The organism is Nitratireductor sp. CH_MIT9313-5, from assembly GCF_037029545.1.
Lineage (GTDB): Bacteria > Pseudomonadota > Alphaproteobacteria > Rhizobiales > Rhizobiaceae > Chelativorans.
Genome location: NZ_JAYMER010000010.1, coordinates 356,842 through 372,030 on the forward strand (window position 1 = coordinate 356,842; position 15,189 = coordinate 372,030).

The following is a 15,189-nucleotide window of genomic DNA, read 5'->3' on the forward strand; positions in this document are numbered from 1 at the left end:
TTCGGATGGGCGCAACCATTGACATTCACACTTGCCTCGGCCACCTGAAGGCCTCAAGCGGCTTGAATATGCGGAACACGCCATGAGCGGCAATTGCCTCCCTGACTATCTCAGCCAGCCCTTTCCCCGTCGCCCTTCGGTGAATGTGGATGTGGGCGGCGTAACCGTTGGCAGCGATGCGCCGGTGGTTGTGCAGTCGATGACCAACACCGACACGGCAGATATTGATGCCACGGTCGCGCAGGTTGCAGCACTTCATCGTGCCGGTTCCGAGATCGTACGCATTACGGTGGATCGTGACGAAGCGGCGGCCGCCGTTCCGAAAATTCGCGAGCGCCTTGAGCGCGTTGGCGTGAATGTTCCGCTCGTTGGCGATTTTCATTACATTGGACACAAACTTCTTGCCGACCATCCCGCTTGCGCGGAAGCGCTGGCGAAGTACCGCATCAATCCGGGCAATGTCGGCTTCAAGGACAAGAAGGACAAGCAGTTCGCTGCGATTATCGAGACGGCAATCCGCTACGACAAGCCGGTGCGCATCGGTGTAAATTGGGGTTCGCTTGATCAGGAACTGCTGACCCGCCTGATGGACGAGAACCAGGCCAATGGCTCGCCGATGACCGCGCAGGAAGTGACGCGGGAGGCGATCGTGCAGTCGGCACTGCTTTCGGCGGAACTGGCCGAAGAGATCGGCCTGCCGCGCGAACGCATCATCCTGTCGGCCAAGGTCAGCCAGGTGCAGGACCTGGTTGCCGTCTATACCGAGCTTGCAAAGCGCAGCAATCACGCGCTGCATCTCGGTCTGACGGAAGCCGGAATGGGGTCCAAGGGTATTGTTGCCTCATCCGCTGCCATGGGCATTCTGCTTCAGCAGGGGATTGGAGACACGATCCGCATTTCGCTGACGCCCGAACCGGGTGGCGACCGTACCCGCGAGGTACAGGTGGCGCAGGAATTGCTTCAGACCATGGGTTTCCGCCAGTTCGTGCCGGTGGTCGCCGCATGTCCGGGCTGTGGCCGTACGACTTCGACCGTGTTTCAGGAACTGGCGCAGAAAATCCAAAGCGACATTGCGCGCAACATGCCGGTCTGGCGCGAGCGCTATCCGGGTGTCGAGGCTTTGAAAGTTGCCGTTATGGGCTGCATCGTGAATGGGCCCGGTGAGTCCAAGCATGCGGATATAGGCATTTCGCTGCCAGGCACCGGCGAGACGCCGGCGGCCCCTGTCTTCATCGACGGCAAGAAGGCTGCAACGCTTCGCGGACCTGAGATCGCGCAGGATTTCGAGAAAATGGTTGCCGACTATATCGAACAGCGTTTCGGGCAGCAGGAAGCGGCGGAGTAGGTTTCCGCCACGGTAATGATGGATGGCGGCCGCGTCAGGCGCTGGCCGCCATTTTTTCTTCCAGCCATTCGCTGATCTTTGAAGCCAGTTTCTGCGGTGAGATGGGCTTGGTCAGATAGTCGTCCATGCCAGCGTTGATGCACTTGTCGCGATCGCCGTTCAGCGCATGAGCCGTAATGCCGATGATCGGCGTATGCCGCCCGGTAAGCTTGTCGGCCTCGCGTATGGCTGCCGTCGCCTCGAACCCGTTCATCTCCGGCATGGAAACATCCATGAGGACAAGCTTCGGATTGAGCGAGCGATGCATCTGTGTAGCGGTGCGGCCATTGCCGGCTATGCGGTAGCTTACGCCCAGACCCTCCAGAACCTGCGAAAAGACGAGCTGGTTCACCTCGTTGTCCTCGGCGACAAGTATATCGAGGCGTCCTTCAGGCCTTGTTTCCTGCTTGTGGCGCGTCTGGCGCAGAGGCTTCACATTCACCTCCAGTGGCTCGATGGGCGAGTTCTTCTGGCGCGCCGCTCCCTGCATGGTGCTGACGAGGGTTTCCAGAAGGGCTGACGAGCGGGCGGGCTTGTTCAACTGGGCGGCAATTCCGCAATCGGAGAGCACTCGCATCGTCTCGGCCTGATCGACGGAGGTCAGAAGAACGATCGGTAGATCGGCATTGCGCCGGTCCGCCTTGATCGCACGTGCGACTTCCGCCCCGTTCATTCCCGGCATCTGATAGTCCAGGATCACGCAATCGACCGCGCTTCCAAGCTCGCGTGCATGTTTGAGGAAGGCGACTGCCATCTGGCCGCTTTCGGCGGCGGCGCAATCGAAAGCCCAACTTTTCAGCTGTTCCAACAGGATGCTTCGATTGATGGGATTGTCATCGACGGCAAGAACGCGTGCGCCCGACACGTCTATCGGAAGGGGCTTTGGCGGCTGTGCCTCGTGATTCAGCGGCAGGTCCACCGTGAACCAGAAGACGGAGCCCTCTCCAACGGTACTGTCTGCCTGAAGCTGGCCGCCCATCAGTTCAACAAGACGCGAGGCAATCGCCAGGCCAAGACCTGTACCTTCATGACGTCGTGTCGAAGATGCATCCACCTGGGCGAACTTTTCGAAAACCGCCTTGAGCTGGTCCGGAGGAATGCCGGGGCCGGTGTCTTCTACGCGAACGGTCACGCTGGCGCAGTCGCCCTTGGCTGCGCCAGAGACGTCTATCAGCACATGTCCGCGCTCGGTAAATTTGACCGCATTGCCGACCAGGTTCGTGACCACCTGACGGAAGCGACCCAAATCGCCGATAAAGGAGACCGGCATTTCCGGATCGATGCGGACGATCAGTTCGAGGTCTTTCTCTGCCACTTTCGGCGAGACAAGAGTTGCAACATCTTCAATGGCTTCGCCGAGCCTGAAGGGCGCGTCCTCCAGTCGAAGCTGTCCGGCATCGATTTTCGAGAAGTCCAGAATGTCATTGATGATTGTCAGAAGTGCCGAGCCTGACTTCACGATCACATCCACAAACATGGATTGCCGCTGGTCGAGATTGGTGCGGGCGAGCAACTCTGCCATGCCCATCACGCCATTCATCGGTGTGCGGATCTCGTGGCTCATATTTGCGAGGAATTCGGACTTTGCCTTGTCCGCGGACTGGGCCTTGATCTTCTCTTCGGCAAGCTGCTGATTTGTCTCGTGAAGCGCCTGCTGGGCAGAATCCACCCGTCCAACCATGGGCAGAAAGACGCGCGCCGAAATCAGGATCGCACTGACCGCGATGGCCAGGCTGATGACCAGGATGGTCAACTGCATCGTGCCATAGGTGTCGGCCATCTCGATATTTAGCTCGTTGGAGATCGAGCTCAGATGCGGGACGATCGATCCGTTTGCCAGTGACTGCATCTCGGCGAACACGCGCCGTGCGGCTGAAGACGAGTAGTCGCCAAAGATGTCGAGCCGGTTGGCCAGGCCAATGATCGCCTTCAGTTCGTTCTTCAGCGAGGCCTCGCCGTCGCCTTCCCACATTTCGCGCACGAAAGCAGGTGCGCTCTGGCCGGTCAGGAACTGCAGGAATGCCTCGCCGGAATAGGAGGAGGCGCCTTCGCCGACAGTTCCTTCTTCTTCCGCCGTCAAGCGCTGGCTTTCAAGTGTGGTGACATCGCCGTGGAGTGCCATCTCCATCGCGTTGTAACCGTTCTCCAGGGCTTCCAATGCGGATTGCAGTGCTGCGCGTGCGTCCTCCATGGGGGCAAGAGCGGTTGATGGTGAGGGCGCTGCGGCCAGATCCAGGGGTATGCCAAACCGGCCCGAGGCGCTGCGGCGGGAAAAGTTGACCGGCACGTTGCGCAGACTGGCGGCGTGGAGGCTCGCATATTGCATGCGCATGGCGCTGTAAATCACGTCGCTGGTCGCGTCGGTCATGTAGCCGATCAGGCCGGAAAAGCGGGCTTGCGTCTTTGCACGCTCGGCCTGCCAGAGAAGTACGCTCGCACCCAGTGCGACGGTCATGACAAAGCCGATCAGTACCGCCAGAAGCCGTCTGTGCATATATCGGCGTGTAACCACAGATGTCATGAATTGCCCCATTAAACCCCAGTTCCCGGGAGTAAAAATCGAGCAATCGGATTAAGCCGTGATTAACGCCGCGTCAGCATTGAGCGTAAACTCAAATTCAATGCTCGCGATCGGCAACGAAGCGCGCGGCCAGGCGCAGGACGGCAGCTTTTTCCCCGAATGGCATGAGCAGCTGTTCGGCCTGGTCCACGAGGCCTGCAAGCTGTTTTCGCGCCCAGTCTTCGCCGTGCATGGCGACAAGAGTTGCCTTGCCGGCGGCGGCATCCTTGCCTGTCGCCTTGCCCATCTGCTCGGCGCTGGAGGTGATGTCGAGGAGATCGTCAGCGAGTTGGAAAGCCAACCCGATGATCTCGCCAAACTGGACCAGATGCTCGCGCTGGCGCTCATCGGCGCCGCCGATCAATGCACCAGCCTCGCAGGCAAAACGGATAAGCGCGCCGGTCTTCATGGCCTGCAGCAGGATGATACCCTGTTCGTCGGGCGGTGTCTGTTCGGCCTGCAGATCGAGCGACTGTCCGCCTGCCATGCCGCCAAGGCCTGCGGCGCGTGCAAGCTTCTTCACAAGCTCCACCTGCACGATGGGCGAGAGCTGGGTCTTGTGGTCGGTGATGATGTCGAAGGCGTAGGTCAGCAGACTGTCACCGGCCAGGATGGCATCGGCTTCGCTGAAGGCGCGGTGGACGGTTGGTTGTCCGCGTCGATAGTCGTCATCATCCATGGCGGGAAGATCATCATGGATGAGTGAATAGCAATGGACGCACTCCAAAGCCGCGGCTACGCGCAGGGCCGCATGATGTCCGGCGTCGAAGAGACAGGCGGTCTCCACAAGAAGGAAGGGGCGAAGCCGCTTGCCGCCGTTCAGCACGCCATGGCGCATGGCCGCAAGCAAGCCCTTCGGGCGCGCCAATTCACCGTCTGACGGGCGATCGCTCAAGATCTCCCGCAGAAGGGCATCCATTTCTTCCGCGCGTAGGGCCAGAAGGGCTTCGAAGGGTGGGGCTGTCTCATCCATGCGCGGAGCGATGCCGTCAAAATGTAGCGCGGTCAAGGGCACGTAGTGTGCGGCTTGCTTCTTGAGCGTTGCCAGCGGCTGCGTGCAGGGCTATCGAAGAGCAGCGAAAGGGGAGCATCCGTGGCGGCACCGCAGGTGGAAGGTGAAAAGAGGCCGGTCAGACGGCGACGCAAGAAGAAGGCTGAGGGCCGCCCTTTGCGTCGTGTTTTACGCTACGCGCTGCTGACCGTTCTTGCGCTGTTGGCCCTGCCGCTCGTGCTTTCTCTGCTGTACCGGATTTCGTGGGTGCATCCGGTGTCCACTCTCATGATGAAGGATCTCGTCACGCTGCAGGGCTATACGCGGCAATGGACATCCATTGAGGATGTGGCTCCCGTGGCGGTGCACTCGGTCATCATGTCGGAGGACGGGCGCTTCTGTTCCCATTCCGGGGTGGACTGGGACGCATTGAACACCGTGATCGAGGATGCGCTGCAGGGTGAAAAGGCACGGGGCGCCTCCACCATCTCTATGCAGACAGTGAAAAACCTTTTCCTCTGGCAGGGGCGGTCTTTCCTGCGCAAGGCTCTTGAGGTGCCGCTGGCGCTCTATTTCGACGCGGTCGTGCCGAAGAAGCGCCTGATGGAGATCTACCTCAATATTGCGGAGTGGGGACCGGACCTCTACGGCATCGAGGCTGCCGCACAGCATCATTTCGGGCGCAGTGCCGCTAATCTTTCCGCACGGCAGGCCGCGTTGCTGGCAGTGACCTTGCCCAACCCGGTAGAGCGCAACCCTGCACGGCCGGGACCGGGGCTGTCGCGCCTTGCCGGGTTGATCGAACGACGCGCTGCGAAAGCCGGTGGCTATGTCGGTTGCGTCAAGTAAGGAGCGGATTTGATGGTAAAACGCGGCGCATCCATCGGCTTCTTCGGGCGGTTCGGCCGCTCGCAGGACATGCGCAATCTCGACCGGGCCTTACGCTTCTCCGGCTTGCATCCTGCGCAGGTGCCAGAGGGCGTGAAGCTGGCAGCCGTTGGAATCATTGCTGGTGATGGGGGAAATGAGCCGGCCGAAACCGCCTATCCGCCGGCCGGGGAACTCATGGCTTTTTGTGCCTTGGGTGAAGAGCATTTCACGCATGAGAATGGTGAGAGCCGAGCGGAAAGCGCGCGCAGGAGGCTGGAGCGGGCACTGGAAGAAGGGGAGGGCCAGGATGCCGAACTCATTCTGCTTCTGCTGCACGCAAAGCTGATCCATCCGGTGGTGGTCGATCAATACGATCTGCGTGCGGAAAAAAGCGGAGATTAAGTGCCGGCGAAACAGGCGCTGGCTGCAAAAACATGGGCTCGCCCACTGGCCAAAGCTGCAATTGCAGTGTATAGGCGAGCCGAATTCAGATACCCGACTGGCTTGCGGGGCACCCTGAATGGGGGCCGTAGGGCCGGTTTGACCGCATATCGGAGCAGAACAATGGCTGTACCTAAAAGGAAAACGACTCCGTCCAAGCGCGGCATGCGCCGCTCGGCGGACGCGCTTAAGAACCCGACCTATGTCGAGGACAAGAATTCCGGCGAACTGCGCCGTCCGCACCATGTCGACCTGAAGTCGGGCATGTATCGCGGTCGCCAGGTTCTCCAGCCGAAGGACGCGTAAGCTTCCTTCATCGGCAGTGCAGCGTTTGAGATTTGAGACCGGTCCTTGCGGCCGGTCTTTTCTCGTTTGAAGGTAGTCAGGCCTAGTCGCGACCCATGGCGTCGAGCTTGCGCTGCATTGCAGCAATCTGCTCGCGCAGATCGTTGAGATCGTCCTGCGTTTCGTCTTTCGAGGGCGAGGCCGAGCGCTCATTCTCGTTTGGCTGAGGGCGGCTGGGCGCGGGGGATGCTGCAGGCGCAAACATCTGCATCGCACTTTGAAACATTTCCAGGTTCCGGCGCGTCTGCTCTTCAATCATCTTCATCGGGGCGCTGAAATCCATCATGTCGGCATGTTTGCCGCCAAATGCCTTTTGCATATGCTCACGCATGCGTTCCTGCTCCTTGGAAAAGGCCTGCATCGACTGTTCCAGGAAGCTCGGCACGACCATCTGCATCTGGTCGCCATAGAAGGCAATCAGCTGGCGCAGGAAGGAGATGGGCAGCATGTTCTGCCCGTCCTTGTCGTTCTCAAGTTCGAAAATGATCTGCGTCAGAACCGAATGGGTGATGTCATTGCCGGTCTTGGCATCCTGCACGACAAATTCCTCATCGCGCTTGACCATCTCGGCAAGGTCTTCAAGCGTCACATAGGTGCTGGTTCCAGTATTGTAGAGGCGCCGGTTCGCATATTTCTTGATGACGACCGGATCGTCCTTCTCTGGCATCCTCGACCCTCCCTGGCGCTTTTTTAGGCAGGCTTCGCGATCGTCCTGCCCTTTGCGTGCAGGATATGCGAAAGAATGCGGCAAATGAAAGCGGTTTATACGCAGTGCAGCAAAGCCGGTTTGCTCCTGGCCCAAAAAGCGTTCAACGACCTGCCTTTTGATTGACCAGAAGTGACGCCCATATATCCTCCGGCGCGACCTATTCTCAGGAGTTTAAGATGGACAAAGCCAATTCGATTGTCATCGTCAGTGCGGCGCGCACGCCGGTCGGGTCCTTCAATGGCTCCTTTGCTCATACTCCCGCACACGAGCTCGGTCGCACAGTGATCGAGGCGCTGCTCGAGCGGGCTGGGGTCGAGACTGCGGATATCGATGAGGTCATTCTCGGTCAGGTGCTGACGGCCGGCCAGGGACAGAACCCGGCGCGTCAGGCGGCAGTCAATGCAGGCCTGCCGATCGAGACGACCGCCTGGGGCCTCAACCAGGTTTGTGGGTCGGGCCTTCGCGCCATTGCGATCGGCATGCAGCAGATTGCCTGTGGTGATGCCGAGATTGTCATTGCCGGTGGCCAGGAATCCATGTCGCTGGCTCCCCATTGCGCACATCTGCGAAGCGGCGTGAAAATGGGTGACTTCCAGATGATCGACACCATGATCCGCGACGGCTTGTGGGACGCCTTCAACGGCTATCACATGGGGGTCACTGCCGAAAATGTCGCGGAGAAATTCCAGATTTCGCGCGACGAGCAGGACGCTTTTGCACTGGCGTCGCAAAACAAGGCCGAAGCCGCGCAGAAGGCAGGGCGCTTCAAGGACGAGATCGTTCCCGTAACCATCAAAAGCCGCAAGGGCGAGGTCGTCGTGGAGGACGACGAATATATCCGTCATGGCGCCACACTTGAGGCGATGCAGAAGCTGCGTCCGGCCTTCTCCAAGGATGGTTCTGTCACTGCGGGCAACGCATCCGGTTTGAACGATGGCGCTGCGGGTGTCCTCCTTATGAGCGAGGCGGAGGCGGAGCGTCGTGGGCTGAAGCCCCTTGCGCGAATTGCCTCCTGGGCCACGGCCGGTGTCGAGCCTCAGATCATGGGCACCGGTCCGATCCCTGCTTCGCGCCGCGCGCTTGAAAAGGCGGGCTGGAAGGTTGGTGATCTCGATCTCGTCGAAGCCAATGAGGCATTCGCCGCGCAGGCTTGTGCGGTGAACAAGGACATGGGCTGGGATCCGGATATCGTGAACGTGAATGGCGGGTCCATCGCCATCGGTCATCCGATCGGCGCATCAGGCGCGCGCGTCTTCAACACTCTGCTTTATGAGCTGCGGCGTCGTGGCGGCGGCAAGGGTCTTGCCACGCTCTGCATTGGCGGCGGCATGGGGGTTGCCATGTGTGTCGAGGCCTTTGAGGCCTGATTGCGATAACAATCACAGCATTGCAGCGGGAGTTCCATGCTCCCGCGCCGGCTGGGCGTTAATCTTTGGTCTGCGGGCGGGTGTCCCAGAATAATACAGTGTGGTTGCCAGCCTCCACCTTCTTCCACAATGTTCAGTTTGCTATCGGTGGATAGCCTGTTGATAGCTGGTGGATAACGCTACATCTTGTGGTGAACATACAGAGAATTTCTTGCAATGTCCGATTCGTCACCGATTCGTTCTCGCTTTGAGCGATTTGTTAATCCTGCACCCCAACAGCGGTGAAATGGGGTTAACCAGTCGTTAGGAAAGTTAAACGCTTTCAATGTTTTGGTTCGCCCGCTCCCGCTCGGCCGCCGGCCTTTGCGCTCGTATTAACGATTGGGCGGTGTTCGGGGTGCTCTGCCAGGGCGGCAGAATCAGCATCTGCCCTCAATCTCGCACGACCGACTAGATCTAGCGGTGAACAAAAGGGGAAAGCCGGTCAGAAGCCGATTCGTCGCTGATTCGTTCCAGACTCGTTCCAATTGTTAACGCTGCGGTTTTTTGCCTTTTGCTCTTGTGCTGCCATCCTATATGTCTAGCGCGGGCGCAGCCCATGCTGCAGTGAAAAGGCTTTGGATGAATTTTCAGCCACAACAGACATCTCCGACCGCGCTGACCGGACGCGGCGTCACGGCGGTTTTGGGTCCGACCAACACCGGCAAGACGCATATGGCGATCGAGCGCATGGTGGCGCACAGCACTGGCGTCATCGGCCTGCCGCTGCGGCTGCTCGCCCGCGAGGTCTATCAGCGCGTGGTGCAGCGTGTTGGGCCTGAACATGTCGCGCTGATCACGGGTGAAGAAAAGATCGTTCCGCCCAAGGCGCGCTATTCCGTCTGCACGGTCGAAGCGATGCCGCGCGAGACGACTGCGGCTTTCGTCGCAATCGACGAGGTTCAACTCGCAGCAGATCTCGAACGTGGGCACATCTTCACCGATCGGCTGCTACATCTGCGCGGGCGCGATGAGACGCTGCTTCTGGGTGCGGGTACCATGCGCGGGCTCCTGGAAAGGCTGTTGCCCGGGATTTCGGTCATCACCCGGCCGCGGATGTCGGTGCTTACCTATGCGGGCTCGAAAAAGATCACACGCTTGCCGCGTCGTTCCGCAATCGTCGCCTTCTCCTCGAACGAGGTTTACGCGATCGGCGAACTGATCCGCCGTCAGCGTGGCGGTGCGGCAATTGTTCTGGGTGCGCTCAGCCCGCGCACACGCAATGCGCAGGTTGCGCTCTACCAGTCCGGTGATGTCGATTATCTTGTGGCCACCGATGCGATCGGCATGGGCCTCAATCTCGATGTTGACCATGTTGCCTTCGCGCAGAACCGCAAATTCGACGGCTTTCAGTTCCGCGATCTTTCCGCCGCCGAGCTTGGCCAGATCGCTGGACGGGCCGGACGTCATGTGCGCGACGGCACTTTCGGCGTGACGGGGCATGTCGATCCGTTCGATGACGCGCTGGTCGAGCGCATCGAGACGCATCAGTTCGAGCCGGCAAAGGTCTTGCAGTGGCGCACAGCGGCTTTCGATTTCTCCAGCCTAAGGGCTTTGCGGAACTCGTTGGAGACGCCGCCCAACCGTGAAGGCCTTACCAAGGCGCTTCCCGCTGCCGATCAGCGCGTGCTTGAGCATCTGGCCAATGATGAGGATGTGACAAGCCTCGCCGACAGGCGGGAGCGCGTTGCGCTGCTGTGGGAAGCCTGTGCCTTGCCCGATTACCGCAAGATTGCACCTGCACAACACGCTGAAATTGTGGCTGCCGTCTATCAAGACCTTGCCCGGCAGGGGCATGTTGATGAAGATTACATGGCCGATCAGGTGCGGCGTGCGTCATCCACCGAGGGTGAGATCGACACGCTTTCGCACAGGATTGCGCAAATTCGCACCTGGACCTTTGTTTCCCACCGGCCAGGGTGGTTGTCGGATCCGACACACTGGCAGGAAAAAACGCGGGAGATCGAGGACAGCCTGTCCGATGCGCTGCATGAGCGATTGACGAAACGCTTCGTGGACCGCAGGACTTCCGTGCTCATGAAGCGCCTGAGAGAGAACAGAATGCCGGAAGCTGAAGTTAGTAACGCTGGTGAAGTCCTTGTGGAGGGACACCACGTGGGTGAAATGCAGGGGTTCCGTTTTACCGCGGACAAGACTGCCGAGGGTGAGGACGCGCGCGCGGTGAAGACTGCTGCGCAAAAGGCGCTTGCCGCAGAGTTCGATACCCGCGCAGAGCGTTTCGCGGCTGCGGCCAATGGCGACCTGGCCCTTTCGTCGGAAGGTGTCGTGCGCTGGCTTGGAGCGCCCGTGGCCACTCTCGTTGCCGGTGATGACCCGCTGCGTCCGCGCGCGGTGCTTCTTGCAGACGAGCAGCTTACCGGTCCCGCGCGTGACAAGGTTGCCGCGCGCGTTGATCGCTATGTCAATTTCCAGATCGAAAGCCAGCTCAAGCCGCTGGTTGATCTGAAGCAGGCGGACAACCTGACCGGCATTGCCCGCGGCCTCGCCTTCCAGCTTGTCGAGAATTTCGGCCTTCTGAACCGCCGCGATGTGGCGGAAGAGGTGCGTTCGCTCGACCAGGATGCCCGCGCGGCCCTGCGTCGTCTTGGTGTGCGTTTCGGTGCTTATCACATCTTTGTTCCGGCACTGATCAAGCCTGGTCCTGCAGGACTTTCCACGCTTCTCTGGGCGCTTTCGAACGACGGGAAGGACAAGCCTGGCTATGGAGACGTGGTGGCCGCCCTTGCTTCGGGCCGGACCTCGCTCGTCACCGAGCCGGAATTCGAACGCGCCTTTTATCGTCTCGCAGGCTTCCGCAATCTTGGTCGCCGTGCGGTGCGTGTCGACATACTCGAGCGCCTTGCCGATCTCATCCGTCCCGCACTTTCATGGAAGATCGGTCAGGCGGAGCGTCCTGAAGGTGCATATGACGGCTCGGCGTTTCTTGTCACACCGGCGATGATGTCCATTCTCGGTGCGACGCCTGATGACATGGAAGCCATTCTCAAAGGCCTTGGATATCGCGCGGAAGCGAAGACTGCCGAAGAGGTTGAGAAGCGTCTGGTAGAGCTTGCTCCGAAGGCTGATGCTGATGCTGCCGCGACAGCTTCCGAAACGGCTGCAGCTTCAGGAGAAGGCGAGGTTGCGCCCGCTTCGAGCGAAGCGCCCGTTGCCGAAGGTGCTGCGACGGCAGTTGCCGAGGCGCCAGCCGAGACCGACTCTGAAGCCAAGGCTGAAAGCGATGCGCCTGAAAAGGCGGAAGGTGAGGGTGAGGCAGAAGAGCCGAAGCCGGTTCTGCTCTGGCGTCCGGCACGTTTCGAGCGACGTCGCCCGCAGCGTGGCAGTGAGCGCCAGGGCGAGGGCAAGGGCAAGGGTGCGAAGGGACGCGGCCCGCGCCAGCGCCATGAGGGCGGTCCACGCAAGGGCGGAAAGGCCGGCGAGGGTCGCGCAGGACCGCGTCAGCCGCGGCCCGAGCGGCCAGCGCGCATTGATCCGGACTCACCCTTCGCCAAGCTTGCAGCATTGAAGGACCAACTCAAGAAGTAGGATGCAACTTGGTGGCCAGTGACCGGCAGCGCGTTGACAAGTGGCTGTTCTTCGCACGAGTGGTGAAGTCGCGGTCACTCGCTGCCAAGCTGGCGCAGGCGGGCAAGGTGCGGGTAAACGGCAACCGGATCGAGCAGGCGGCCTATCAGCTCAAGATCGGCGATGTGCTCACCATAACGCTGGAGCGACGCATTCTTGTCTACCGGCTGCTTGATCCAGGCACACGTCGCGGTCCGGCGGAGGAGGCGCGTCAGCTTTACGAGGATCTGACGCCTCCCGAACCCCGACGCGAGGCTGCACCGGCGGATGTGGCGGTTCGTGACCGCGGGGCAGGGCGTCCCACCAAGAAAGACCGCCGTCAGCTGCAGCGCATCTTCGGTGAAGACAGCTAGAACGAAAGCTTTTGGAAAGCTGTTTCCCAACACGATGATCTGGCGCAACAGCCAACTCTTGCCAGCGTGCGACAAAGCGGCTACCTCACCGCCACGATCTTCGCAGCCCTCAGTTCCAAGCGGCCTTGCGGGTAATCACTAGCAGACGATGTCGGCGGAAGCGGCTTTGCCGTTCGCCTTCGCCCGGGAGTTCCTGATGACCTATCTCGTGACCGACAATTGCATCAAATGCAAATATATGGACTGCGTAGAGGTATGCCCGGTCGACTGTTTCTATGAAGGCGAGAACATGCTCGTCATTCATCCCGACGAGTGCATCGACTGCGGCGTCTGCGAACCGGAATGCCCGGCTGAAGCCATCAAGCCGGACACCGAGCCGGGTCTGGACAAGTGGCTTCAGGTGAATACCGAGTATGCCGAGAAATGGCCGAACATCACCATCAAGCGCGAGCCGCCCGAGGACGCCCAGAAATTCGATGGTGAGGAAGGCAAGTTCGAGAAATATTTCTCGTCGGAGCCCGGCCAGGGCGACTAAGTCCCGGCATTTCAGTGCGCGCCATACATCGTCTGCGACGCTTTGTCGCGAAATGTGTTCGAGAGAATCGGGTGGCGACGCCTGAGAGCCTCAACTATGGCAAATAGTTGATTTCCTCAGCTTTTTGTGGTAGGGTCCAAGGACATGCCGATTACAACACGTCTGCAGATGGCGCAGAAAACCTAATCATTCGAAAGGTGCGTTACATTCCAAGGCCAAGACTTAACGGGGCCTTGAGGATCGGCATGACTGCCGATGCCCTTGCGGCATGTAGCCCACATGTTCACGCCATTTCAGCCCGTATCGGCATTGCGGCCGGGCAGGGAAGCGAATCTCCTCTGACCCCATAAAAACAGGAGTGTTAGGCGTATGGCAACCCAGCAGAAAAAATCGTCGCAGCGGAATGGTTTCAAGACCGGCGAGTTCATCGTCTATCCGGCCCACGGCGTAGGCCAGATCGTCGAGATCGAGGACCAGGAAGTTGCGGGCCACAAGCTGGAGCTGTTCGTTATCGATTTTCAGAAGGACAAGATGCGCCTGAAGGTTCCGGTCGCCAAGGCCGCTTCCATCGGCATGCGCAAGCTTTCCGAGACCGACTATGTCGACCGCGCCCTGAAGGTAGTGCAGGGCCGTGCGCGCGTGAAGCGCACCATGTGGTCGCGCCGTGCGCAGGAATACGATGCAAAGATCAATTCCGGCGACCTGATCTCCATCTCTGAAGTTGTCCGCGATCTCTATCGTGCGGAAAACCAGCCGGAGCAGTCTTATTCGGAGCGTCAGCTTTACGAAGCTGCACTCGATCGCATGGCGCGCGAGATCGCAGCAGTCAACCGCATGTCGGAAACGGAAGCAGTGCGTCTCATCGAGACCAATCTGAACAAAGGTCCACGTCGCGGCGCCAAGGCTGAAGACGAAGAGGCTGCGAAGGAAGAAGCAGCCTGATCGGCTTGTTTCTGCTCTCACAGACGACAGTTCCAGAGGAGCCCGGTGGTTGATAAAGCCACTGGGCTCTTTCTTTGGCGCTTGAGCCTCGTGCAGGTGGTAGAGCAGCGGAACCTTTCTGCTACCCGGTTGTTACCTTTCGTGATCGGCAGAATTGACTGATGTCCATTCTGCTCCTGCCGAAGGGAGCCATAGATGCAGGATAGCACGAGACAGGATATGGTCCGAGCCGCCATGAAGGCTCCTTATCTTGAGCGGGACGAAGAGCAGGAACTGGCCCGCCGCTGGAAAGAGGCACAGGACCAGGAAGCGCTTCACCGCATCACATTGGCCCATATGCGTCTCGTGATCGCCATGGCTTCCAAGTTCCGCTCATTCGGTCTTCCTGCAGGCGACCTCATTCAGGAAGGCTATGTCGGCCTGCTGGAAGCCGCTGCACGATTTGATCCTGCCCGGGAAGTCCGTTTCTCGACCTATGCCACATGGTGGATTCGCGCTTCCATGCAGGACTATGTGCTGCGCAATTGGTCAATAGTTCGCGGTGGAACCAGCTCAGCCCAAAAGGCGCTGTTCTTCAATCTGCGCCGGCTACGCGCAAAGATGCAGCGTGCGGGAGGAGAGGCCATGCCAGTTGGCGATCTCTATCGCGAGGTGGCACAGGCATTGAAAGTGCCCGAAAAGGACGTCGCTCTAATGGATGCGCGCCTATCGGGTTCGGATACGTCTTTGAATGCCCCGCTCAAGAGCGATGGCGAGCAGTCCTCCGAACGTATGGATATGTTGGTCAGTGAAGATCCTCTGCCTGATGATGTTGCAGGGGAATCCATTGACGGCGAGAGACGTACAGCCTGGCTTGAGCAGGCGCTCGAGACCCTTAATGTCCGTGAACTGAAGATCCTGCGTGAGCGCCGATTGTCTGAGGAAGGTGCGACGCTTGAGGCGCTCGGCGAGAGCCTTGGCATTTCCAAGGAGCGCGTTCGCCAGATCGAAAGTCGAGCGCTTGAAAAGCTGCAGGAATGTCTGACGCGCAAACATCCCGAACTGCGTGCTCCTGCCTGAACGGCTTGT

Annotated in this window: 13 protein-coding genes; 10 read left to right on the plus strand and 3 right to left on the minus strand. The window is 59.7% G+C overall.

The annotated features are described in order from the left end of the window. Window positions 1-82 precede the first annotated feature (82 nt). Entirely contained in the window at window positions 83-1,345 is a 1,263-nt protein-coding gene (gene ispG, locus WA367_RS02970) for a flavodoxin-dependent (E)-4-hydroxy-3-methylbut-2-enyl-diphosphate synthase (RefSeq protein ID WP_336055302.1), read from the plus strand. 34 nt (window positions 1,346-1,379) lie between these two features. On the opposite strand, the gene WA367_RS02975 is transcribed toward ispG, so the two are convergent. Further along, entirely contained in the window at window positions 1,380-3,905 is a 2,526-nt protein-coding gene (locus tag WA367_RS02975) for a hybrid sensor histidine kinase/response regulator (protein ID WP_336055303.1), read from the minus strand. A gap of 97 nt (window positions 3,906-4,002) precedes the next feature. After that, complete coding sequence (locus WA367_RS02980) at window positions 4,003-4,917, minus strand: polyprenyl synthetase family protein (RefSeq protein ID WP_336055304.1); 915 nt, start codon at window positions 4,915-4,917, stop codon at window positions 4,003-4,005. A 120-nt stretch (window positions 4,918-5,037) separates the two neighbouring features. Between WA367_RS02980 and mtgA the strand changes: the two genes are divergently transcribed. The 3 genes from mtgA (at window position 5,038) to rpmF (ending at window position 6,552) form a co-directional block, all read left to right on the plus strand. Next, entirely contained in the window at window positions 5,038-5,784 is a 747-nt protein-coding gene (gene mtgA / locus WA367_RS02985; protein ID WP_442935520.1) for a monofunctional biosynthetic peptidoglycan transglycosylase, read from the plus strand. Between the two features lie 12 nt (window positions 5,785-5,796). Then, window positions 5,797-6,207, plus strand: a complete 411-nt coding sequence (locus WA367_RS02990; RefSeq protein WP_336055305.1) for a hypothetical protein — start codon at window positions 5,797-5,799, stop codon at window positions 6,205-6,207. A 162-nt stretch (window positions 6,208-6,369) separates the two neighbouring features. Next, window positions 6,370-6,552 (plus strand): 50S ribosomal protein L32, encoded by a 183-nt coding sequence (gene rpmF, locus WA367_RS02995; protein ID WP_036485873.1) that lies wholly within the window; start codon window positions 6,370-6,372, stop codon window positions 6,550-6,552. 82 nt (window positions 6,553-6,634) lie between these two features. Here rpmF and phaR read toward each other — a convergent pair whose 3' ends face one another. Then, entirely contained in the window at window positions 6,635-7,258 is a 624-nt protein-coding gene (gene phaR / locus WA367_RS03000) for a polyhydroxyalkanoate synthesis repressor PhaR (protein ID WP_336055306.1), read from the minus strand. 218 nt (window positions 7,259-7,476) lie between these two features. On the opposite strand from phaR, the gene WA367_RS03005 reads away from it, so the two are divergent. From WA367_RS03005 to WA367_RS03030, 6 genes are all read left to right on the plus strand, one after another. Continuing rightward, complete coding sequence (locus tag WA367_RS03005; protein ID WP_336055307.1) at window positions 7,477-8,667, plus strand: acetyl-CoA C-acetyltransferase; 1,191 nt, start codon at window positions 7,477-7,479, stop codon at window positions 8,665-8,667. A 621-nt stretch (window positions 8,668-9,288) separates the two neighbouring features. Beyond that, window positions 9,289-12,252 carry a helicase-related protein gene (locus WA367_RS03010; RefSeq protein WP_336055308.1) on the plus strand — a complete coding sequence of 988 codons (2,964 nt, stop codon included), beginning with the start codon at window positions 9,289-9,291 and terminating at the stop codon, window positions 12,250-12,252. 8 nt (window positions 12,253-12,260) lie between these two features. Further along, window positions 12,261-12,644 carry an RNA-binding S4 domain-containing protein gene (locus tag WA367_RS03015; protein ID WP_442935521.1) on the plus strand — a complete coding sequence of 128 codons (384 nt, stop codon included), beginning with the start codon at window positions 12,261-12,263 and terminating at the stop codon, window positions 12,642-12,644. A 196-nt stretch (window positions 12,645-12,840) separates the two neighbouring features. Next, a complete protein-coding gene (gene fdxA / locus WA367_RS03020; RefSeq protein WP_336055310.1) occupies window positions 12,841-13,179 on the plus strand; it encodes a ferredoxin FdxA in 339 nt (112 codons plus the stop codon). Window positions 13,180-13,548: 369 nt separating this feature from the next. Further along, window positions 13,549-14,121: a CarD family transcriptional regulator gene (locus WA367_RS03025; protein ID WP_336055311.1), complete on the plus strand. Its 573-nt coding sequence runs from the start codon at window positions 13,549-13,551 to the stop codon at window positions 14,119-14,121. A 195-nt stretch (window positions 14,122-14,316) separates the two neighbouring features. Next, a complete protein-coding gene (locus WA367_RS03030) occupies window positions 14,317-15,180 on the plus strand; it encodes an RNA polymerase factor sigma-32 (protein ID WP_336055312.1) in 864 nt (287 codons plus the stop codon). The last annotated feature ends 9 nt before the right edge of the window (window positions 15,181-15,189 follow it).